An 18,708-nucleotide genomic window follows, 5' to 3' on the forward strand; every position below is an offset into this window, starting at 1 on the left:
TTCCATTTCCCGTTTCCCACCGATTGACGCCATGAACAGCAGTCGACTGGCCGCGCGCTTCGAGCGCCTGCGCGCCGCGGGCCGCAAGGCCCTGATTCCGTACATCACCGCCGGCGATCCGCAGCCGGACGTCACGGTCGGCCTGATGCACGCGCTGGTGCGCGGCGGCGCCGACGTGATCGAGCTGGGCGTGCCGTTCTCCGATCCGATGGCCGACGGTCCGACCATCCAGCTCGCCTGCGAGCGCGCGCTCAAGTACGGCACCGGGCTCTGGCAGATCCTCGACATGGTCGCCGAGTTCCGGCGCAGCGACGCCGACACGCCGGTGGTGCTGATGGGCTATCTGAACCCGGTCGAGATGCGCGGTCTCGAAGCCTTCGCGGCGCGCGCCCGGGCGGCCGGCGTCGACGGCGTGCTGCTCGTCGACCTGGCGGTCGAGGAGGCGCCGGACTACCTGCCGACGCTGCGTGCGCACGGACTCGACTGCATCTTCCTGCTGGCGCCGACCAGCCCGCCGGCGCGCATCGAGGCGATCGCCCGCGAGGCCAGCGGCTATCTCTACTACGTCTCGCTCAAGGGCGTGACCGGCGCCGCCACGCTCGATGTGGCCAGTGTCGCCGCCAAGGTGGCGGAGATCCGCCGCCATACCGGGCTGCCGGTCGCGGTCGGCTTCGGCATCCGCGACGCCGCGTCGGCGCGGGCGGTCGGCGGCGTCGCCGACGGCGTGGTGGTCGGCAGCGCGCTGGTCGCCGAGATCGAGCGCCTGCAGGAGCGGCCGCAGGAATTGCCGGCGGTCCTGCAGGAAAAGCTCGCGGCGTTGCGCACGGCGCTTGACAGCCTCGGCCCCGACGCGGCACAACGCTAAAACCGACAGACCGGTTACCATTAGCGCTTCCCCAACGCCATGACGGATTCGATGAGCTGGCTCGACAAGATCGCGGGATCGAAGCTGCTGACTTCCGGGGCGCGCAAGCGCAACGTGCCGGAAGGCCTCTGGACCAAGTGCGAGAGCTGCCAGTCGGTGCTGTACCGCGCCGAGCTCGAGCGCACGCTTGAAGTCTGCCCGAAGTGCGGCAACCACCGCCCGATCTCGGCGCGTGACCGCCTCAACACCTTTCTCGATCCCGAGCCGCGCGTCGAGATCGGCGGCGACATCGCGCCGCGCGATCCGCTGAAGTTCAAGGACAGCCGCAAGTACAGCGACCGCATCAAGGAAGCGCAGGCCGACACCGACGAGAAGGACGCGCTGGTCGTCATGCGCGGCCAGCTGATGGGCCTGCCGCTGGTGGTCTCGGCCTTCGAGTTCAGCTTCATGGGCGGCTCGATGGGCAGCGTCGTCGGCGAGAAGTTCGTGCGCGGCGTCAACGCCTGCCTGGAGTATGGCGTGCCGTATGTCTGCTTCAGTGCCTCCGGCGGCGCGCGCATGCAGGAGTCGCTGTTCTCGCTGATGCAGATGGCCAAGACCTCGGCGGCGCTCGCCAGGCTTGCCGACCGCGGCCTGCCGTTCATCTCGGTGCTGACGCACCCGACGATGGGCGGCGTTTCGGCGAGCTTCGCGCAGCTCGGCGACATCCAGATCGCCGAACCCAAGGCGCTGATCGGCTTCGCCGGTCCGCGCGTCATCGAGCAGACCGTGCGCCAGAAGCTGCCGGAAGGCTTCCAGCGCGCCGAGTTCCTGCTCGAGAAGGGCGCGATCGACCTGATCGTCGATCGCCGCGAGATGCGCGAGAAGATCTTCCGCCTGCTGGCGATGCTGACGCACTTCGCGCCGGCCGAGGCCAAGAGCGCCACCTCCGAGTAATCGCCGAGCAAGGCCGTTTCCCCCGCAGTGCCGCCGCCGCGCCTGCGCAGCCTCGACGAGTGGCTGCGCTTTCAGGAGACCTTGAGCCCGCGGGCGATCGCGCTCGGGCTGGAGCGCGTGCGCGCGGTCGCCGCGCGTCTCGGCTTGCCGACCCGCCGCGAAGCCGGCGGCGCGTACACGCTGACGGTCGCCGGCACCAACGGCAAAGGATCGAGCGCGACGCTGGCGGCGGCGATCTATCGCGCTGCCGGCTATCGCGTCGGCCTCTACACCTCGCCGCACGTGCTGCGCTACAACGAGCGCGTGCAGATCGACGGCGCCGCGGTCGGCGACGCGGCGCTGTGCGAGGCCTTCACGGCGATCGACGCGGCGCGCGGCGAGGTGGCACTGACCTATTTCGAGTTCGGCACGCTGGCGGCGCTCTGGCTGTTCCGCCGGGCGCGCGTTGACGTGCAGGTGCTCGAAGTCGGACTCGGCGGCCGCCTCGACGCCGTCAATCTGATCGACGCCGACGTTGCGCTGCTGACCAATGTCGGCCTCGACCATCAGGACTGGCTCGGCGACGACCGCGAGCAGATCGGCCGCGAGAAGGCCGGCGTCTTCCGCGGCGGCCACGTCGCCGTGATCGCCGAGCGCGAGCCGCCGGCGTCGGTGCTCGCCGCCGCCGACGGATTCGGCGCGCGCGCGCTGCGGCTCGGCGCCGACTTCGATTACGTGGTGCTGCCGGATGGCAGCTGGAGCTGGCGCCTGCGCGCCGAGACCTGGACGCGCCTGCCGCCGCCGGCGCTGGCCGGCGCGGTGCAGTACCAGAACGCGGCCGGCGTGTTCGCCGCCGTGCACGCCGGCCTGGCGCTGCGTCCGCTGCGGCGCGACGACTGCGAGCGCGGTCTGGCCCAGCTGCACCTGCGTGGCCGCTGCGAGACGTATCGCGGCGTGCTGCTCGACGTCGCCCACAATCTGGAGTCGGCGCAGGCGCTGGCGGGCTTTCTCGCGGCGCAGCCGCCGGCGCCGACGGTCGTGGTGCTCGGCATGCTGGCCGACAAGCCGGTCGAGGCGGTCGGGCGCGTGCTCGCCGCCGCGGCGACGCGCGTGCTCGCCGTCGGCCTCGGCGGTCCGCGTGGCCTCGATGCCGCCGCGCTGCAGGCGCGACTCGCCGACGCCGGAGTCCGCGCCGAGACCTGCGAGAATATCGGTGCCGCGCTGGCGCAGGCGCGTCGCGAGGCCGGTGCCGGCGGGCGCGTCGTCGTGACCGGCTCGTTCCTGACCGTCGCTGCCGCCCTCAATGAACTGGAAAGAAGTCCGGATGCACATGGATGACAAGCTGAAGCGGCGGCTCGCCGGGGCAGCGGTGCTGCTGCTGGCGACGTTCGTCGTCGTGTCGATACTGCCGACGCCCGAGCAGGCGGCACAACCGGACGACAGCGATGTCGTGACCATTCCGCTGCATGAAGTGGCCAACCCGGAGCCGCCGCCGCCGTCGGCCACCGCGACGCCGGCCACGATCGCGGCGGCCCCGTCCGACGCCGGCGGCGCAATGCCCGTCGGCGACGACGGCGAGGGCGACGCCGAGACCGTGATCTCGGGGGACGACGATGCCGGCGCCGACGCCGGCGACGCGCAGAAGCCGCTGCAAGCGCCGCTCGATGAAACGCCGAAGAAGGCTGCATCGCCCGACGGCGCCGCGGCCGCGCCGCGGCCGGCCACGCCGGGAAGCACCGCGACGCCGTTGAAACCGGCCGGCAAGCCCGAAGCGCAGGCGAGCGTGCCGAAGCCGGCCGCCGCCAAGCCGTCGCCGGTGCCGGCCGCCGAAGCCAGAAGCGTCGAAACGAAGCCGGCCGTCGCGGCCGCGAAGCCCGCCGAGGTCAAGCCGGCCGCCAAGCCGGCGCCCGCCGGCACCGGCAGCTGGTTCGTGCAGGTCGGCGGTTTCGCCGACATCGGCAACGCGCGGCAGGTTCAGGCGCGGCTGCAGGCGCTCGGGCAACCGAGCATCCTGTCGCCGACCGAGACCAGCAAGGGCACGCTGTACCGGGTCCGCGCCGGTCCTTATGCCGGTCGCGAGCCGGCGCAGGCGGCGCTCGGCAAGCTGACCGGCAGCGGTTATCCGGATGCCAAGCTGGTGGCGCCCTGAGCGCCTGGTCGCGCTCGCGGTCTCTGACGCTGCAGAACCTTGAATGAAGCAGGCATTCCGAGCCCGGCTTTGCGCCGTCCGGTCTGAATTCATGCACCACCTTGTCGCGTCCGCGGGTTTTTCCCGCCGCAGCGGGCGTCACGCAGTGGTAAAATCCCGCCCAGCCCACGCCGCGCGTGCCGCATGACCTGGATCGACTACTGCATCGTCGCCCTCGCGCTGATCTCTGTCCTCATCGGCGTATTGCGTGGTTTCACCCGTGAAGTGCTCAGCCTGCTGACCTGGATCGTCGCTTTCGCCGCAGCCGCCCTGTTCGGTGGCCAGGCGGCCGGCGTGCTCGCCGATCGCATCGCCGATCCGGCGCTGCGCGAGGCGGTGGCCTGCGGCCTGGTGTTCTTCGCCGCGCTGATCGTCGGCGCCATCGTCACCCACATCGCCGTGCAGGCCGTCCGCGACAGCCGCTTCTCGGCCTCCGACCGTACGCTCGGCGGCGGTATCGGCGTGCTGCGCGCCGCGATCGCGCTGGTCGTCTTCGTGCTCGTCGCCGGCCGTCTCGGCGCGGCCCAGGACAACTGGTGGCAGCGCTCGGCGATCGTCCCGCATTTCGTCGGCATCGCGCGCGGTGTCGAGACGCTCGTGCCGCAGCGCTGGCTCGATTTCCTGCAGTCTCCCGCCGCATCGCCGACGGCAACCCAGTCTTCTTCTACGGATTCTTAAGCCATGTGTGGAATAGCCGGAATCGTTTCGCAGAGTGCAGCCGTCAATTCGGACCTGTTCGATGCCCTGACCATGCTGCAGCACCGCGGACAGGACGCCGCCGGCATCATCACCAATGAAGGTCACCGCCTGTATCTGCGCAAGGAGAACGGCCTGGTCCGCGACGTCTTTCATGCCGATGACCAGATGGCGAAGCTGCGCGGCAACATGGGCGTCGCCCACGTGCGCTATCCGACGGCCGGCTCTTCGACCTCGGCCGAGGCGCAGCCGTTCTACACCAACACGCCGTTCGGCATCTCGCTGTCGCACAACGGCAACCTGACCAACGCCGAGGAGCTCAAGCAGGAACTGTTTCTCGAAGACCGCCGTCACCTGAATACCGAGTCGGATTCCGAGGTGCTGCTGAACGTCTTCGCGCACGAGCTGCTGCAGCGCGGCGTGCTGCGCCTGACCGCCGACGACATCTTCGCCGCCGTCTCCGGCGTGCACCTGCGTTGCCGCGGCGCCTACGCCTGCGTGGCGATGATCACCGGCTTCGGCATCGTCGGCTTCCGCGATCCGTACGGCATCCGCCCGGCGGTCTACGGCCGGCGCGAGACCAGCAAGGGGCCCGAGTACATGATCGCTTCCGAGTCGGTCGCGCTCGACGCGCTCGGCTACGAGCTGATCGACGACATCGCGCCCGGCGAAGCGGTGCTGATCACGCTCGACGGCAAGCTCTACAAGCGCCAGTGCGCGGCCAATCCGATCTACTCGCCGTGCATCTTCGAGCACGTCTACCTGGCGCGCCCGGACTCGGTGATCGACGATATCTACGTCTACAAGGCGCGCCTGCGCATGGGCGTCAAGCTCGCCGAGAAGATCCTGCGCGAGTGGCCGGACCACGACATCGACGTCGTGATCCCGATTCCGGACACCTCGCGCGTCGCCGGTGCCGAACTCGCGACGCGCCTCGGCGTGCTGTACCGCGAGGGCTTCATCAAGAACCGCTACATCGGCCGCACCTTCATCATGCCCGGCCAGGCGCAGCGCAAGAAGTCGGTGCGCCAGAAGCTGAACCCGGTCGGCGTCGAGTTCCGCGGCAAGAACGTGCTGCTGGTCGACGACTCGATCGTGCGCGGCACGACCTCGAAGGAGATCATCGAGATGGCGCGCGACGCCGGCGCCAAGAAGGTCTACTTCGCGTCGGCCTCGCCGCCGGTGCGCTACCCGAACGTCTATGGCATCGACATGCCGACGTCGAGCGAGCTGGTCGCGCACGGCCGCTCGGTCGAGGAGCTGCAGAAGATGCTCGGCGCCGACCGCCTGATCTACCAGGATCTGGAAGACCTGATCGAGGCCGTGCGCACCGGCAACCCGAATATCACGCGCTTCGATTGCTCGGTGTTCAACGGCGAGTACATCACGCAGGACGTCACCACCGAGTATCTGAACCAGCTGGAGCTGTTCCGCTCCGATGCCGCGCGGGCAGCGCGCAAGAAGGCGCAGACCCTGCTCGAACTGCCCAACGCCTGAAGATGTGCGATCCGGCTGCTGCGCGCGCCAAGGCTGCGCCCGTGGTGCTCGCTGTGCTTCGCACAGCCGTGTGCCGCGGACGCGGCCTTGGCGCTTGCTCGCTACGCCATCGCGCACATCTTCGACCGGCCGCTTGAAGCGGGCAGGATTTGGCCGTACCTTTGCGCGCGCGCCGATTTGCTCCCAGCTTGCAGGCGCGGAAGACCGTCGCGGTCTTCCAACAAATGTCGCTAAACGGGGCGTGAGCCCGTTTGGCATGGAACGATGCTGGCGGGCTTTTGCATGGCCCGCAGGAGTCAGGCCGTGAGCAGTGAATTCTTCGATCCGGATTGGGGCAGCGCGACGCTCGGCGTGCGCGCGGCGGAGCCGCGTACCGGCAACCGCGAGCACTCGGCATCGATCTCGATGACGTCCAGCTACGTGTTCGAGAGCGCCGCGCAGGCGGCGGCCGTGTTCGCCGGGCAGGAGTCCGGTTACATCTATTCGCGCTTCACCAATCCGACCACCGAGGCCTTCGAGAAGCGCCTCGCGGCGATGGAAGGCGGGCAGAGCTGCGTGGCGACGGCGAGCGGCATGGCGGCGGTGCTGACGCTGTGCCTGGCGCTGCTCAGGCAGGGCGACCACATCGTGTCGTCGCGCGGCCTGTTCGGCTCGACGCTCGGTCTGTTCGGCAACATCCTGCCGAAGTTCGGCATCGAGGTCAGCTTTGTCGACCAGACCGATACGGCGGCCTGGGAGCGTGCGCTCCGTCCGGACACGAAGCTGCTGTTCGCCGAGACGCCGACCAATCCGCTGGTCGAGCTGGTCGACATCGCCGCGCTCGCCGACATCGCGCATTGCCACGGCGCGCTTCTGGCGGTCGACAACTGCTTCCTGACGCCGGTGCTGCAGCGGCCGCTGACGCTGGGCGCCGACTTCGTGATCCATTCGGCGACCAAGTACATCGACGGGCAGGGGCGCTGCGTCGGCGGCGCGATCGTCGGCGACGCCCAGCGCGTCGGCAAGGACGTGTTCGGCTTCATGCGCACCGCCGGGCCGTGCATGAGTCCGTTCAATGCCTGGGTCTTTCTCAAGGGCCTGGAGACGCTGGCGGTGCGCATGAAGGCGCACTGCGAGAACGCGCATCGCCTCGCCGAGTGGCTGGAAGAGCAGACTGCGGTCCGCCGCGTGTTCTATCCGGGTCTGATCACGCACGCGCAGCACGCGCTGGCGCGTCGCCAGCAGTCCGGCTTCGGCGCGGTCGTCGCCTTCGAGGTCGACGGCGGACGCGAAGCGGCCTGGCGCGTCATCGACGCGACGCGGCTGATTTCGATCACCGCCAATCTCGGCGACACGCGCACGACGATCACCCATCCGGCGACGACCACGCACGGCCGCATCAGCGCCGAGGCGCGCGCGCAGGCCGGCATCACCGAAGGTCTGTTGCGCCTCGCCGTCGGGCTCGAGGATCTGCAGGATCTTCGCGCCGATCTGGCGCGCGGCCTGCAGGCCTGAGGCGCCGTGGACGCGCGGACGCGGCGTGCCTGGCACGCGGCGCTGGTCGAGACCGATCCGGACGTCAAGTGCGCGCGCGTCGCGGCGCTGCGCGCCGCGGCGGCGCCGGACGCGGGCGCCGAGAGCGCCGACGATCCGCGGCCGGTGCCGGGGCGCCCGGCGCAGCCGCCGCTGGTCGCGCCGCGCGCGGTGCCGCGCCGCGGTCTCGGTACGCGCGAGGGGCGGGCGGCGCTCGCCCACGCGGTCGCGCATATCGAATTCAACGCCATCAATCTCGCGCTCGACGCCGGCTGGCGCTTCGACGCTCTGCCGGCGGCGTTCTACGCCGACTGGCTCAGCGTGGCGCAGGACGAGGCGCGCCACTTCCAGCTGATGCGGACGCGGCTGCGTGAGCTCGGCAGCGACTACGGCGCGCTGCCGGCGCACAACGGCCTGTGGGAAGCGGCGGAGAAGACCGCGCACGATCCGCTCGTGCGCATGGCGCTGGTGCCGCGCGTGCTCGAGGCGCGCGGCCTCGACGTCACGCCGGGCATGATCCAGCGCCTGCGCGAGGTCGGCGATCACGACACCATCGCCGTGCTCGAACTGATCCTGCGTGAGGAAGTGCGACACGTCGCGATCGGCACGCGCTGGTTCCGGCATCTGTGCGCAGCGCGTGGTCTGGAGCCGGACGCGACGTTCCGGCGTCTGCTCGACGCGCATGGCGTGCGACTGCATCCGCCGTTCAATCTCGATGCGCGCCGCGCCGCCGGTTTCGCCGACGCCGAGCTGTGCGGCCACGAACCCGCTGTGCCGCCGGCGCATGCGTGACAGACGCCGAACGGCGATACTGTAGACCGTCTCGTCACCCCGCCGTCCGCGATGCCGCACGATCACGCCCCTGCCGATCACCCCCACGAGCACGATCACGCGTCCGCGCACCGGCATGCGCCGCATACCGTGCATGCTGCGCCGCACGTCCACGGCCACGGCGCCGGCCATCATGAGCACGGTCACGACCATCACGGTCATGGTCCGCATCTGCACGGCGCCGGCGCGTCGGAGCGCAAGCTGTTCTGGGCGCTGCTGCTGACCGGCGGTTTCATGTTCGCCGAGGTGGTCGGCGGCCTGATCGCCGGTTCGCTGGCGCTGCTGGCCGACGCCGCGCACATGCTGACCGATGCCGCGGCGCTGGCGATGGCCTTCGTCGCCGTGCGTGCCGCGCGCCGGCCGGCGACGCCGACCATGAGCTACGGCCATCACCGCTGGCAGGTGCTCGCCGCCTTCGTCAACGGCCTCGGCCTGCTGGCGCTCGCGGTCTGGATCCTGGTCGAGGCGTCGACCCGGCTCTGGGCGCCGGTCGCCGTGCAGGGACGCGTCGTCGTCGTCATCGCCGTGCTCGGCCTGCTCGTCAATCTCGCTTCGTTCGCGATCCTGTCCGGCGGCGAGCAGAACCTCAACGTGCGCGGCGCGCTCGCGCATGTGATGGGCGATCTGCTCGGCAGCGTCGCAGCGCTGGTCGCCGGCGCGCTGATCTGGGGTTTCGGCTGGATGATCGCCGATCCGCTGCTGTCGGCGCTGGTCGCTCTGCTGATGCTGCGCACCGGCTGGTCGATCGCGCGCCAGGCCGCGCACGTGCTGCTCGAGGGCACGCCGGATGGGCTCGACGAACGTTCGATCGCCAGCGCGATCGAAGCCGACGTCGAGGCGGTGGCCAGCGTTCATCACGTGCATGCCTGGTCGCTGACCGACGACCGGCCGGTCGTCACGCTGCACGCGACGCTGCGCGAGAACGTCGGCCGCGACGCTGCGCTGTCGGCGATCCAGCGCGTGCTGCAGGCCCGCTTCGGCATCACGCACAGCACGATCCAGATCGAAGAGCAGGCCTGCGCCGGCGTCGGCTGCGTACCCTGAGCCTCCGGCGCGACGCGCCGGTACGGCGCGCGCGTTTTCACGTGTCTGTCATCCCCGCCGGCTAGCGTGCGCGACCCGCTATCCACGACTTCCGGGGGCCGAACCGATGCGCCTGCTTGCTCCGCTGTTTTTCGCCTGCGCGTTGGCGTTCTTGTCGGCCTGCCAGGGCGGCGGCAGCGGTGCGCCGGGCGCCGCGGCGATCGAGCGCTTCGTCGTCGCGCAGCCGGCGCTCAATGAATCGTCCGGCCTGGCCCGCTCCGGGCGCAACCCCGGCGTGTACTGGAGCCACAACGACAGCGGCGGTCCGACCGACCTCTACGCCTTCGACGCGCAAGGGGCGTCGCGCGGCGTGCTGCATGTGCAGGGTGCGCTCAATCTCGACTGGGAAGACATCAGCGGCTTCGTCGAGGATGGCGTGCCGCGCCTGCTGGTCGCCGACGTCGGCGACAACAACGCCCTGCGTCCGGCGGTGCGGCTGTATGTGCTCGACGAGCCGGCGCTCGACGCGGCCGGCGGCACGCTCGACGCACGCGCGTCGCGCAGCTTCGCGCTGGTCTATCCGGACGGGCCGCGCGATTGCGAAGCGGTCGCGGTCGATGCCGAGGAAGGCAGCGTCTATCTGCTCAGCAAGCGCGACGCCGTGCCGCGGCTGTATCGCGTGCCGCTGCATCCGGGCTCGCCGCTGGTCGTCGCCGAAGCGCTCGGCGAGATCAGCATCCCGCGCGCGGCGGCCGACGCACCGAACCCGGAGGCGATCAACTGGGTGACGTCGATGGATTTCGCAGCCGATGCGCGCCGCGCCGCCGTCGTCACGCTGAGCCGCGCCTACGTCTACACGCGCGCGGAGGGCGAGAGCTGGGCGCAGGCCTTTGCGCGTCCGCCGGCGGCGTACGCGGTGCCGGACGATCCGCAGATCGAGGCGATCGCCTGGAGCGCCGACGCTCGCGAGCTGCTGCTGACCTCGGAGGGCGAACCGACGCCGGCGGCGCGGCTGCGCGTCGACTGAAGGTCCGCTCGCGGCGCCGCCTCAGCGCTCGATGCAGCGCCGCACGCAGCCCTGCGCGTCGACGCTGAGATACTCCATGCGCTGCGGATGCCAGTCGGCCAGTACCAGCCGCGTGCCGCGCTGCGGGCCGAGCCGCAGCAGATGGTCGGCCGGCCGGTGCGTGTGGCCGTGGATCAGGCGCGTCACGCCGTAGCGCAGCATCGTCGCCTGCACGGCCTGCGCGTTGACGTCCATGATCGCCGCCGGCTTGTTGCGCTTCTCGGCGCCGCTCTGCCGGCGCAGGCCGCCGGCGATGCGGTGGCGGCGCGCTTTCGGCAGGCGCAGGAACAGCCATTGCGCGACGCGGTTGTGCGCGAAGCGCCGCCAGCGCTGATAGCCCCGGTCGTCGGTGCAGAGCAGATCGCCGTGTGACAGCAGCGTCGGCACGCCGCCGAGTTCGACGACGACGGGATCGCGCAGGATCTGCATGCCGCTCGCCTGCGCGCAGCGGCGACCGACCAGGAAGTCGCGGTTGCCGGCGATGAAGTAGACCGGCACGCCGCTCGCGGTCAGCGCGCGCAGTGCGGTGATCTCCGGCGCGTAGTCCTCGAGCCCGACATCGTCGCCGACCCAGTACTCGAACAGGTCGCCGAGGATGTAGACGCCTTGCGCCTGCCGCGCCGGGCCGGCGAGGAAATGCAGAAAGCCCTCGCGCAGCGGCGAGGGCTCGTTCGGCAGGTGCAGGTCCGACAGCAGCAGGATCATGCGGCGGTTCCCGTCGCGGGATGCCCCGGCAGTGCGCGGCGCGCGGCGACGATGCCATCCCGCATCGTCATCCGATCCGGCTGCGCGACTGGACAGCTTCCCATTCGCGGCGCTCGTGCGCGCAATGACGAAGCCGGGCGCTCAGAGCACCGTGACCTTGTCGATGACGACCTGCGTGACCGGCACGTCGCGGCCGAACGGACGCGCGTTGCCGGTCGGCGTTTCGGCGATCTTGTCGACGACGTCGAGGCCCGAGGTGACCTTGCCGAACACCGCGTAGCCATAGCCGTCCTGGCCCGGATGATTCAGGAAGTCGTTGTCGCCGTGGTTGATGAAGAACTGCGAGGTCGCCGAGTTCGGATCCGAGGTGCGCGCCATGGCGATGGTGCCGCGCTCGTTCTTCAGGCCGTTGTTCGATTCGATGCCGATCGGCGCGCGCGTGCGGCGCTGGCCGTAGTCGCTGTCGTAGCCGCCGCCCTGGATCATGAAGCCCTTGATCACGCGATGGAAGACGAGGCCGTCGTAGTGACCGTCGTTGGCGTACTGCACGAAGTTGGCGACGGTCTTCGGCGCCTTGGCGGCGTCGAGTTCGAGTTCGATCGCGCCGAGCGTGGTGTCGATACGGACGCGGACGGGGCTGGTGTCGGTCATGGCGGTTTTCCGGTGGTGGGATTTCGAATGTCGTTATGCAGCGGCCGGCGAGGGTAGCGCATCCATCGCCTCGCGTGCCGCGGCGAGCAGCGTGGCGTCGCTGCCCGGGCGCGTCGCTCGCTCCGAGAGCACGCGGCGGAAGGCGCGGCCGCCGGGCTGGTTGCGGTACAGGCCGAGGATGTGACGGGTGACGTGGTTCAGCGCGGTACTGCCGCCGGCGAGCTGCCGCGCGGCATAGTCCTGCATGCGCACCAGGATCTCGTCGCGGCTCGCGACCGGATGCTCGTCGCCGAACAGGCGCGCGTCGACGTCGGCGAGCACGTAAGGGTTCTCGTAGACCTCGCGGCCGAGCATCACGCCGTCGACCTGCGCCAGATGCGCGGTGCAGGCGTCGAGGCTGCGCACGCCGCCGTTGAGCACGATCGTCAGCTGCGGGAATTCCTGTTTCAGGCGGTAGACCGCCTCGTAGCGCAGCGGCGGAATCTCGCGGTTCTCCTTCGGCGACAGGCCCTTGAGCCAGGCCTTGCGCGCATGGACGATGAAGACCTCGCAGCCGGCATTGGCGATGGCATCGACGAAGCGACGCATGAAGTCGTACTCGTCGGAATCATCGACGCCGATGCGGTGCTTGACGGTGACCGGCCGCGCGGTCGCGGCGCGCATCGCGCGCACGGCGGCGGCGACCTGGACCGGTTCGTGCATCAGGCAGGCGCCGAAGCCGCCGCCCTGCACGCGGTCGGACGGACAGCCGCAGTTGAGGTTGATTTCGTCGTAGCCGAACTGCTCGCCGATCTCGGCGCAGCGCGCCAGCGCATCGGCGTCCGAGCCGCCGAGCTGCAGCGCCAGCGGCTGCTCGGCAGCGTCGAAGCGCAGGTGCCGCTCGCGGTCGCCGTGCAGGATCGCGCCGGTCGTCACCATCTCCGTGTACAGCCGCGCGTGCCGCGAGATCTGGCGCAGGAAATAGCGGCAGTGGCGGTCGGTCCAGTCGAGCATCGGCGCGACGCAGAAGCGCCAGGGGCTGGACGGATCGGGGCGGGCGGAAACGGGCATCGGCAGGCGCGGCGGGGCGGCCGTGCATTATCGTCGATCCGGCGGGCGCCATGCGGCCGCGCCCGCCGGCGCCGGGCTCAAGGGGTGCGCGCGGCGAACCAGTCGAGCAGCAGGCGGTTGATGTCGTCGGCGCGGTCGATCTGCAGCCAGTGCGAAGCGCGCTCGATGCGCGCATAGCGCCACGGCCCGGTGACCTGGCGCCGCGAATTGCGCATCTGGCTTTCGGCGAGCGCGAAATCGCCGTCGCTCCACAGGCCGAAGACCGGCAGCGGCGTCTTGCCGTAGCGGCCGGTGAGGATGTGCCAGGCGTTGGCGCGGTACCAGCGCAGGCCGGCCGTCAGCCGCCCCGGGCGTGACAGCGCCGCGACGCGGACCTCGGCCTCGGCGGCGGCGCTGAGGCTGCGCAGCGCGCGCCAGTTGCCGGCGCGCAGCAGCGTCTCGGCGAGACCGGGCACGAGGAACATGAACGCGTACCAGCCGCGCAGCTTCTGTTCGATGCCGCGCCGGTACTCGGCCGGATGGCCGACCGACATCGCCACGTAGCTGTGCCAGCGCTGCGGCGCGTCAATCGCCAGCTGCCAGCCGACCACCGCGCCCCAGTCGTGACCGACCAGGCGCACCGGCTCGCGCACGTCGAGCGCGTCGAGCAGGCCGAGCACGTCGTCGCGCAGGTGTTCGAGGCGGTAGTCGCGCACGCGCGGTGCCAGATCGCTGTCGCCGCAGCCGCGCTGGTCGGGCGCAATGACGCGGTAGCCGGCCGCCGCGAGTACGCCGATCTGCTGTTGCCAGACGCGGTGCGTGTCGGGGAAGCCGTGCAGCAGCAGCACCGGCGGACCTTCGCCCGCCAGCGCCACGTTGAAGTTCAGACCGTTCGCCGCAACCCGGCGGTATTCGATGCCGTCCATGGCCATGCTCCTCGTTCTCTGCCCGGCGGGCTCAGGGGGCCGGCGCCAGGCCGGCGCGGAACGCCTTGTAGTCGGCGGCGGCACGGTACGGCGCCTCGAGCATCGGCAGATGGCCGGTGTCCGGCATGACGATCAGCTGCGAGTTCGGCAGCGCCTGGTGCAGGATCTCGGCGCCGGAGACGTCGAGCACGCGGTCGTTCTGGCCCCAGACGATCAGCGTCGGCGTCGGCAGGCCGGCGACTTGCTGTTCGAGGAAGGCGGGCGTGGCGGAAAGCTCGCGGAAGATTCGCGTGTGCAGCGGATAGTTGACGGCGGCCGCCTCGGCCAGTTCGTGCTTGACGCTGTACGGCAGCGGCGGCTGATGGTGCATGGCAATGGACATGACGCGCGCGAAGTCGTCCGGCGTCTTGGCGAAGAGCAGGAACTCGCCGTGCTCGCGATAGGCGCGGAACATTTCCGATTCCTGCGCCGAACCGACGCCGGCCGGCGCCAGCAGCCACAGGCTCTGCACGCGCTCGGGGTGGATGCGCGCGAAGGCGAGCACGATCGCGCCGCCCATCGAGCTGCCGCCGAGGTGCGCGCGCGGGATTTGCAGCGCGTCGAGGAACTGCGCCAGGTGCTCGACCTGCGCCTGGATCGAGTAGTCGGCGTCGGCCGGTTTGCTGCTCTCGCCGAAGCCCGGCAGGTCGAGCGCGACAATGCGGCCGACGCCGCGCAGGAACGGCGCGACCTGCGCGAAATTGTCCTTGTCGGCGCCGATGCCGTGCACCAGCACCAGCGGCTCGCCGCGGCCGCCGTCGAGATAGGCGATCTCGAAGCCCGGAATCTGCACGGTCTTGCGCGTCAGGCCGCCGAGCGCGTGCTGCACGGCCATCGCGCCGTGCGCCATCGGTTTCGGGAACAGGTGATCGGCGCCGACGTAGACGATCGCGACGAGCACGAGCGCGGCCAGCAGCTTGAACAGAAACTTCATCTGGAAACTCCCCCTTTGGTGATGGTTTGAATGATGTGCCGATCGGTGCTGGCGGCGCTCAGCCGCGCCGGGCGGGCGGCGGCTTGCCGGCCGCCGCGACCTGGCCGATGCGGCGCTCGGCTTCGGTGCCGGCGGCGTCGTAGAACAGCACGCAGTGCTCGACGATGGTTTCGAGCGGCGCCTTGAAGCCGTTGAAGGCCCAGTGCATGACCAGGTAGACGGTCGAGCCGACCAGGCCGTTGGCGACCAGTTGCGCGTCGACGCCGTGCTTGGGCAATTGCGGATACAGCGACAGGATCAGCGAGCCGACGATGTCGGCGAAGCTCTGCGTCGCCAGCTGCGACTGGCGGCTGACCTCGGCGCTGACGGTCAGCGCGTCGATCAGCAGGATGCGCGACAGGCGCGGATCGTCGCGCAGCGTTTCCAGGAAGGCGCGGACCGCGGCGCGCGCCATGGTCTGCACGTCGCGCGGCGGCTGGCCGAGCGCGCGCATCACCGCCGCGCGAATGGTGCCGATCGCGTGGTGGTAGACGGCCAGGAACAGGTCCTCGCGGTTGGCGAAAGACTCGTAGAAATAGCGCTCGGTGAGGCGCGCCTCGGCGCAGATCTCGCGCACGCCGACGGCGTGATAGCCCTTGCCGCCGAAGGCGTTGAGGCCGGCCGCGATCAGCTGCTCGCGGCGCTGGCGCTGGCGTTCCTGCGGATCGAGGCCGCGGAAGCGGCGGCCGGGTGCGGGGGGCTTCGACCTTGTCATCGGCCAATGTTGACATGAACGGTTGTCAAAATGTAACGTGACAACACTGGTTGTCAATTAACGAGAGGAGCGGCGATGGCGTTCGATACGAGCCGGGCAGCGGAGCAGCCGATGTCGGTGCTGATCATCGGGACCGGGTTCTCCGGGCTTGGCATGGCGGTACGGCTGCGGCAGGCCGGCATCGAGGACTTCGCGCTGCTGGAGCGCGCGCAAAGCGTCGGCGGCACCTGGCGCGACAACCGCTATCCGGGCTGCGCCTGCGACGTGCAGTCGCACCTGTATTCGTTCTCGTTCGACCAGAACCCGGACTGGTCGCGCATGTTCGCGCAGCAGCCGGAGATCGAGCGCTACCTGCAGGGCGTCGCCGAGCGCTACGACCTGCTGCGCCATGTGCGCTTCGGCACCGACGTGCGCAGCGCGCACTACGACGAGGCCGCCGCGCTGTGGCGCGTGCGCAGCGCCGACGGCCGCGAGTTTGCCGGCCGTGTGCTGGTCTCGGGCATGGGCGCGCTGAGCAATCCGGCGCTGCCGAAGATCGCCGGCCTCGACCGCTTCCAGGGCAAGCTGTTCCACTCGGCGCAGTGGGATCACGACTACGATCTCGCCGGCAAGCGCGTCGCCGTCATCGGCACCGGCGCCAGCGCGATCCAGTTCGTGCCGCAGATCGTGCCGAAGGTCGCGCACCTCGATCTGTACCAGCGCACGCCGCCGTGGATCATGCCCAAGCCGGACCGGCCGATCTCGGCCTTCGAGCGCAAGCTGTTCCGCCGCCTGCCGTTCACGCAGACGCTGATGCGCGCCGGGCTCTACGCCTTTCTCGAGACGCGCGTGCTCGGCTTCGTCGTCAATCCGAAGATCATGGCGCTGGTGCAGCGTCAGGCGCAGAAGCACATGCAGCGGCAGGTGCCGGACGCGGCGCTGCGCGCCAAGCTGACGCCGAACTACCGGATCGGCTGCAAGCGCGTGCTGATCTCCAACGATTACTATCCGGCGCTGATGCAGCCGCAGGTCGACGTCATCACCGACGAGGTGCGCGAGATCCGCGAGCATGCGGTGGTCAGCGGCGACGGCCGGGGGCGCGAGGTCGACGCCATCATCCTCGGCACCGGTTTCACCGTGCAGGACCCGATTCCGCGCGGCGCGATCTTCGGCCGCGGCGGCCGCGATCTCTGGGATACCTGGAAGGATCACGGCGTCGAGGCTTATCTGGGCGCGAGCGTCCACGGCTTCCCGAACTTCTTCATGCTGATGGGGCCGAACACCGGCCTCGGCCATACCTCGCAGGTCTACATGATCGAATCGCAGATCGCCTACGTGATGGACGCCATCCGCCAGATGCGGGCCCAGGGTCTGCGCGCGGTCGAGGTGCGGGCCGACGTGCAACAGCGCTTCAACGCGCGCGTGCAGGGCAACGTCAACACCGCGGTCTGGAACTCCGGCGGCTGCAAGAGCTGGTACCTCGACGCGCGTGGCCGCAATACCACGATCTGGCCGGGCTTCACCTTCATGTTCCGGCGCCGGACGCGGCATTTCCAGTTGCAGGACTATCTCGTCGAGCGCGCCGCCGCGGCGTCCGCGGCGACGCCGGCGAACGCCTGAATCCACCAGATTTCTTTCGAACTGCAAAGAGGGGAGAGACAGATGAAGTCCTTCAAGGACAAGGTCGCCGCGATCACCGGCGCCGGCTCGGGCATGGGCCGCGAACTGGCGATCGAGCTTGCCAAGCGCGGCTGCCACGTCGCGATCAGCGACGTCAACGAAGCGGGGCTCGCGCAGACCGCCGAGATGGTCAAGCGCTATCCGGTGCGCGTCAGCACGCAGAAGCTGGACGTCGCCGATCGCGACGCGGTCTACGCCTGGGCCGACAAGGTCGTCGCCGATCACGGCAAGGTCAACCTGATCTTCAACAACGCCGGCGTGGCGCTGGCGACGACGCTCGAAGGCGCCGACTACGGCGACTTCGAGTGGATCATGAGCATCAACTTCTGGGGCGTCGTCTACGGCTCCAAGGCTTTCCTGCCGCATCTGCGCGCGTCGGGCGAGGGCCATATCGTCAACACCTCGAGCATCTTCGGGCTGTTCGCGGTGCCCGGCAACGGCTGCTACAACGCCAGCAAGTTCGCGGTGCGCGGCTTCAACGAGTGCCTGCGCCAGGAACTGGAGCTGACGAAGGCGCCGGTCAGCCTGACCAGCGTGCATCCGGGCGGCATCAAGACCGGCATTGCCAAGGCCGCGCGCACCAGCAAGAGCATCGAGGGCGTGCTCGCGCGCGACGTCGATTCGGCGAAAGTGAACTTCGACAAGCTGTTCATCACCTCGGCGAATCGCGCGGCGCGCATCATCCTCAAGGCCGTCGAGGGCAACAAGCGCCGCGTGCTGGTCGGCCCGGACGCGAAGTTCCTCGATATCGTGGTGCGCCTGCTGCCGGCGCTCTACCAGCCGCTGATCACCTTCTTCGCGCGCCAGCAGGCCCAGCGCGCCTGAACGGTCGACGCAGGCCGCGCCATCCGCTTGGCGGATGGGGCGGCCTGCGTGTCGTCCGCGACCGCCTTTCTAGCGGCGCACCAGGCGCACGAACAGCTTGTCGTTGACGTACAGCGGGCCGATCAGCAGGAACACGAGGTCGTCGAAGAAGGAGGGCTTCTTGCCTTCGATCTTGTGGCCATAGATCTGCACGACCCAGGCGAACAGCCACAGCCCGGCGCTGATCGCCAGCAGCGGCAGGCCCGCCGCCTGGATCGCAACGATCCCCGCCACCGACGCGAAGAACCACAACGCCATCAGCAGCGCGCCGCGCACGCTCAGGCGGATGTAGAAGACGAAGATCGGCAAGGCCAGCAGCGTCGCCAGATTCACGTAGGGCGCGAGCGCGGCGTCGAGCCCGAGCCAGCGCCCGACCGGCACCAGCCACAGCAGTGCCAGGCTGGTGAAGGTGATCAGCGGCACGCAGACGCAGTGGATGAGTGCGTTCAGCGGATGGCGGTGGTGCTCGACGTAGGCGTCGAGGAAGGTCTGCAGGTTTCGCATGGCGCGCTCCGGTCGGATAAGGTGCGGCCATTGTCCCGGCGCTCGTGCCC

19 protein-coding genes are annotated in these 18,708 nt (G+C 69.9%); 12 read left to right on the forward strand and 7 right to left on the reverse strand.

Going from position 1 to position 18,708, the window contains the following annotated elements; all coding sequences use genetic code 11:
- The first annotated feature begins 31 nt into the window (after window positions 1-31).
- The 10 genes from trpA (at window position 32) to K343_RS23070 (ending at window position 10,554) form a co-directional block, all read left to right on the forward strand.
- Complete coding sequence (gene trpA, locus K343_RS0100625; RefSeq protein WP_028006433.1) at window positions 32-865, forward strand: tryptophan synthase subunit alpha; 834 nt, start codon at window positions 32-34, stop codon at window positions 863-865.
- Window positions 866-904: 39 nt separating this feature from the next.
- Window positions 905-1,801 carry an acetyl-CoA carboxylase, carboxyltransferase subunit beta gene (accD, locus tag K343_RS20245; RefSeq protein ID WP_084615568.1) on the forward strand — a complete coding sequence of 299 codons (897 nt, stop codon included), beginning with the start codon at window positions 905-907 and terminating at the stop codon, window positions 1,799-1,801.
- 27 nt (window positions 1,802-1,828) lie between these two features.
- The gene (locus tag K343_RS20250) at window positions 1,829-3,118 is read left to right on the forward strand and encodes a bifunctional folylpolyglutamate synthase/dihydrofolate synthase (protein WP_043111796.1); all 1,290 of its coding nucleotides are present in this window, start codon (window positions 1,829-1,831) and stop codon (window positions 3,116-3,118) included.
- On the forward strand, window positions 3,111-3,929 hold the full coding sequence (locus K343_RS0100640; RefSeq protein WP_028006434.1) for an SPOR domain-containing protein: 819 nt from the start codon (window positions 3,111-3,113) through the stop codon (window positions 3,927-3,929). Before K343_RS20250 ends, K343_RS0100640 begins: the two co-directional genes overlap by 8 nt.
- A gap of 183 nt (window positions 3,930-4,112) precedes the next feature.
- Window positions 4,113-4,646 (forward strand): CvpA family protein, encoded by a 534-nt coding sequence (locus tag K343_RS20255; RefSeq protein WP_051277796.1) that lies wholly within the window; start codon window positions 4,113-4,115, stop codon window positions 4,644-4,646.
- 3 nt (window positions 4,647-4,649) lie between these two features.
- Window positions 4,650-6,161 (forward strand): amidophosphoribosyltransferase, encoded by a 1,512-nt coding sequence (gene purF / locus K343_RS0100650; protein ID WP_028006435.1) that lies wholly within the window; start codon window positions 4,650-4,652, stop codon window positions 6,159-6,161.
- Window positions 6,162-6,443: 282 nt separating this feature from the next.
- Window positions 6,444-7,655, forward strand: a complete 1,212-nt coding sequence (locus tag K343_RS0100655) for an O-succinylhomoserine sulfhydrylase (RefSeq protein ID WP_051277797.1) — start codon at window positions 6,444-6,446, stop codon at window positions 7,653-7,655.
- 6 nt (window positions 7,656-7,661) lie between these two features.
- The gene (locus tag K343_RS0100660; RefSeq protein ID WP_028006437.1) at window positions 7,662-8,465 is read left to right on the forward strand and encodes a ferritin-like domain-containing protein; all 804 of its coding nucleotides are present in this window, start codon (window positions 7,662-7,664) and stop codon (window positions 8,463-8,465) included.
- Between the two features lie 51 nt (window positions 8,466-8,516).
- Window positions 8,517-9,548 (forward strand): cation diffusion facilitator family transporter, encoded by a 1,032-nt coding sequence (locus K343_RS0100665; RefSeq protein WP_028006438.1) that lies wholly within the window; start codon window positions 8,517-8,519, stop codon window positions 9,546-9,548.
- A 106-nt stretch (window positions 9,549-9,654) separates the two neighbouring features.
- Window positions 9,655-10,554: a hypothetical protein gene (locus K343_RS23070; RefSeq protein ID WP_028006439.1), complete on the forward strand. Its 900-nt coding sequence runs from the start codon at window positions 9,655-9,657 to the stop codon at window positions 10,552-10,554.
- A gap of 21 nt (window positions 10,555-10,575) precedes the next feature.
- On the opposite strand, the gene K343_RS0100675 is transcribed toward K343_RS23070, so the two are convergent.
- The 6 genes from K343_RS0100675 to K343_RS0100700 form a co-directional block, all read right to left on the reverse strand.
- Complete coding sequence (locus tag K343_RS0100675; RefSeq protein WP_028006440.1) at window positions 10,576-11,298, reverse strand: UDP-2,3-diacylglucosamine diphosphatase; 723 nt, start codon at window positions 11,296-11,298, stop codon at window positions 10,576-10,578.
- Window positions 11,299-11,439: 141 nt separating this feature from the next.
- Window positions 11,440-11,949, reverse strand: a complete 510-nt coding sequence (locus K343_RS0100680; protein WP_028006441.1) for a peptidylprolyl isomerase — start codon at window positions 11,947-11,949, stop codon at window positions 11,440-11,442.
- Window positions 11,950-11,982: 33 nt separating this feature from the next.
- Window positions 11,983-12,999, reverse strand: coding sequence for a tRNA dihydrouridine(20/20a) synthase DusA (dusA, locus tag K343_RS0100685; RefSeq protein WP_084615570.1), 1,017 nt, complete (start codon window positions 12,997-12,999; stop codon window positions 11,983-11,985).
- A 77-nt stretch (window positions 13,000-13,076) separates the two neighbouring features.
- Complete coding sequence (locus K343_RS0100690) at window positions 13,077-13,904, reverse strand: alpha/beta fold hydrolase (protein WP_028006443.1); 828 nt, start codon at window positions 13,902-13,904, stop codon at window positions 13,077-13,079.
- A gap of 31 nt (window positions 13,905-13,935) precedes the next feature.
- Window positions 13,936-14,877 (reverse strand): alpha/beta fold hydrolase, encoded by a 942-nt coding sequence (locus tag K343_RS20265; RefSeq protein WP_043111798.1) that lies wholly within the window; start codon window positions 14,875-14,877, stop codon window positions 13,936-13,938.
- 58 nt (window positions 14,878-14,935) lie between these two features.
- Complete coding sequence (locus K343_RS0100700; RefSeq protein WP_028006444.1) at window positions 14,936-15,631, reverse strand: TetR/AcrR family transcriptional regulator; 696 nt, start codon at window positions 15,629-15,631, stop codon at window positions 14,936-14,938.
- A gap of 75 nt (window positions 15,632-15,706) precedes the next feature.
- On the opposite strand from K343_RS0100700, the gene K343_RS20270 reads away from it, so the two are divergent.
- The gene (locus K343_RS20270; RefSeq protein ID WP_043111799.1) at window positions 15,707-17,230 is read left to right on the forward strand and encodes a flavin-containing monooxygenase; all 1,524 of its coding nucleotides are present in this window, start codon (window positions 15,707-15,709) and stop codon (window positions 17,228-17,230) included.
- A 42-nt stretch (window positions 17,231-17,272) separates the two neighbouring features.
- Complete coding sequence (locus K343_RS20275) at window positions 17,273-18,115, forward strand: SDR family NAD(P)-dependent oxidoreductase (RefSeq protein WP_043111800.1); 843 nt, start codon at window positions 17,273-17,275, stop codon at window positions 18,113-18,115.
- Window positions 18,116-18,184: 69 nt separating this feature from the next.
- Here K343_RS20275 and K343_RS0100715 read toward each other — a convergent pair whose 3' ends face one another.
- Window positions 18,185-18,658, reverse strand: a complete 474-nt coding sequence (locus K343_RS0100715; protein ID WP_028006445.1) for an Mpo1 family 2-hydroxy fatty acid dioxygenase — start codon at window positions 18,656-18,658, stop codon at window positions 18,185-18,187.
- Between the last annotated feature and the right edge of the window lie 50 nt (window positions 18,659-18,708).

It is taken from the genome of Solimonas flava DSM 18980, from assembly GCF_000426685.1.
In the GTDB taxonomy this organism is placed as follows: Bacteria; Pseudomonadota; Gammaproteobacteria; order Nevskiales; family Nevskiaceae; genus Solimonas; species Solimonas flava.

Bases quoted from the DNA above. Each gene is read 5' to 3' on its own strand.
- trpA (WP_028006433.1), top strand. From the start codon at position 32: ATGAACAGCAGTCGACTGGCCGCGCGCTTCGAGCGCCTGCGCGCCGCG.
- accD (WP_084615568.1), top strand. From the start codon at position 905: ATGACGGATTCGATGAGCTGGCTCGACAAGATCGCGGGATCGAAGCTG.
- K343_RS0100640 (WP_028006434.1), top strand. From the start codon at position 3,111: ATGGATGACAAGCTGAAGCGGCGGCTCGCCGGGGCAGCGGTGCTGCTG.
- K343_RS20255 (WP_051277796.1), top strand. From the start codon at position 4,113: ATGACCTGGATCGACTACTGCATCGTCGCCCTCGCGCTGATCTCTGTC.
- purF (WP_028006435.1), top strand. From the start codon at position 4,650: ATGTGTGGAATAGCCGGAATCGTTTCGCAGAGTGCAGCCGTCAATTCG.
- K343_RS0100655 (WP_051277797.1), top strand. From the start codon at position 6,444: ATGGCCCGCAGGAGTCAGGCCGTGAGCAGTGAATTCTTCGATCCGGAT.
- K343_RS0100665 (WP_028006438.1), top strand. From the start codon at position 8,517: ATGCCGCACGATCACGCCCCTGCCGATCACCCCCACGAGCACGATCAC.
- K343_RS23070 (WP_028006439.1), top strand. From the start codon at position 9,655: ATGCGCCTGCTTGCTCCGCTGTTTTTCGCCTGCGCGTTGGCGTTCTTG.
- K343_RS0100675 (WP_028006440.1), bottom strand. From the start codon at position 11,298: ATGATCCTGCTGCTGTCGGACCTGCACCTGCCGAACGAGCCCTCGCCG.
- K343_RS0100680 (WP_028006441.1), bottom strand. From the start codon at position 11,949: ATGACCGACACCAGCCCCGTCCGCGTCCGTATCGACACCACGCTCGGC.
- dusA (WP_084615570.1), bottom strand. From the start codon at position 12,999: ATGCCCGTTTCCGCCCGCCCCGATCCGTCCAGCCCCTGGCGCTTCTGC.
- K343_RS0100690 (WP_028006443.1), bottom strand. From the start codon at position 13,904: ATGGACGGCATCGAATACCGCCGGGTTGCGGCGAACGGTCTGAACTTC.
- K343_RS20265 (WP_043111798.1), bottom strand. From the start codon at position 14,877: ATGAAGTTTCTGTTCAAGCTGCTGGCCGCGCTCGTGCTCGTCGCGATC.
- K343_RS0100700 (WP_028006444.1), bottom strand. From the start codon at position 15,631: ATGACAAGGTCGAAGCCCCCCGCACCCGGCCGCCGCTTCCGCGGCCTC.
- K343_RS20270 (WP_043111799.1), top strand. From the start codon at position 15,707: ATGGCGTTCGATACGAGCCGGGCAGCGGAGCAGCCGATGTCGGTGCTG.
- K343_RS20275 (WP_043111800.1), top strand. From the start codon at position 17,273: ATGAAGTCCTTCAAGGACAAGGTCGCCGCGATCACCGGCGCCGGCTCG.
- K343_RS0100715 (WP_028006445.1), bottom strand. From the start codon at position 18,658: ATGCGAAACCTGCAGACCTTCCTCGACGCCTACGTCGAGCACCACCGC.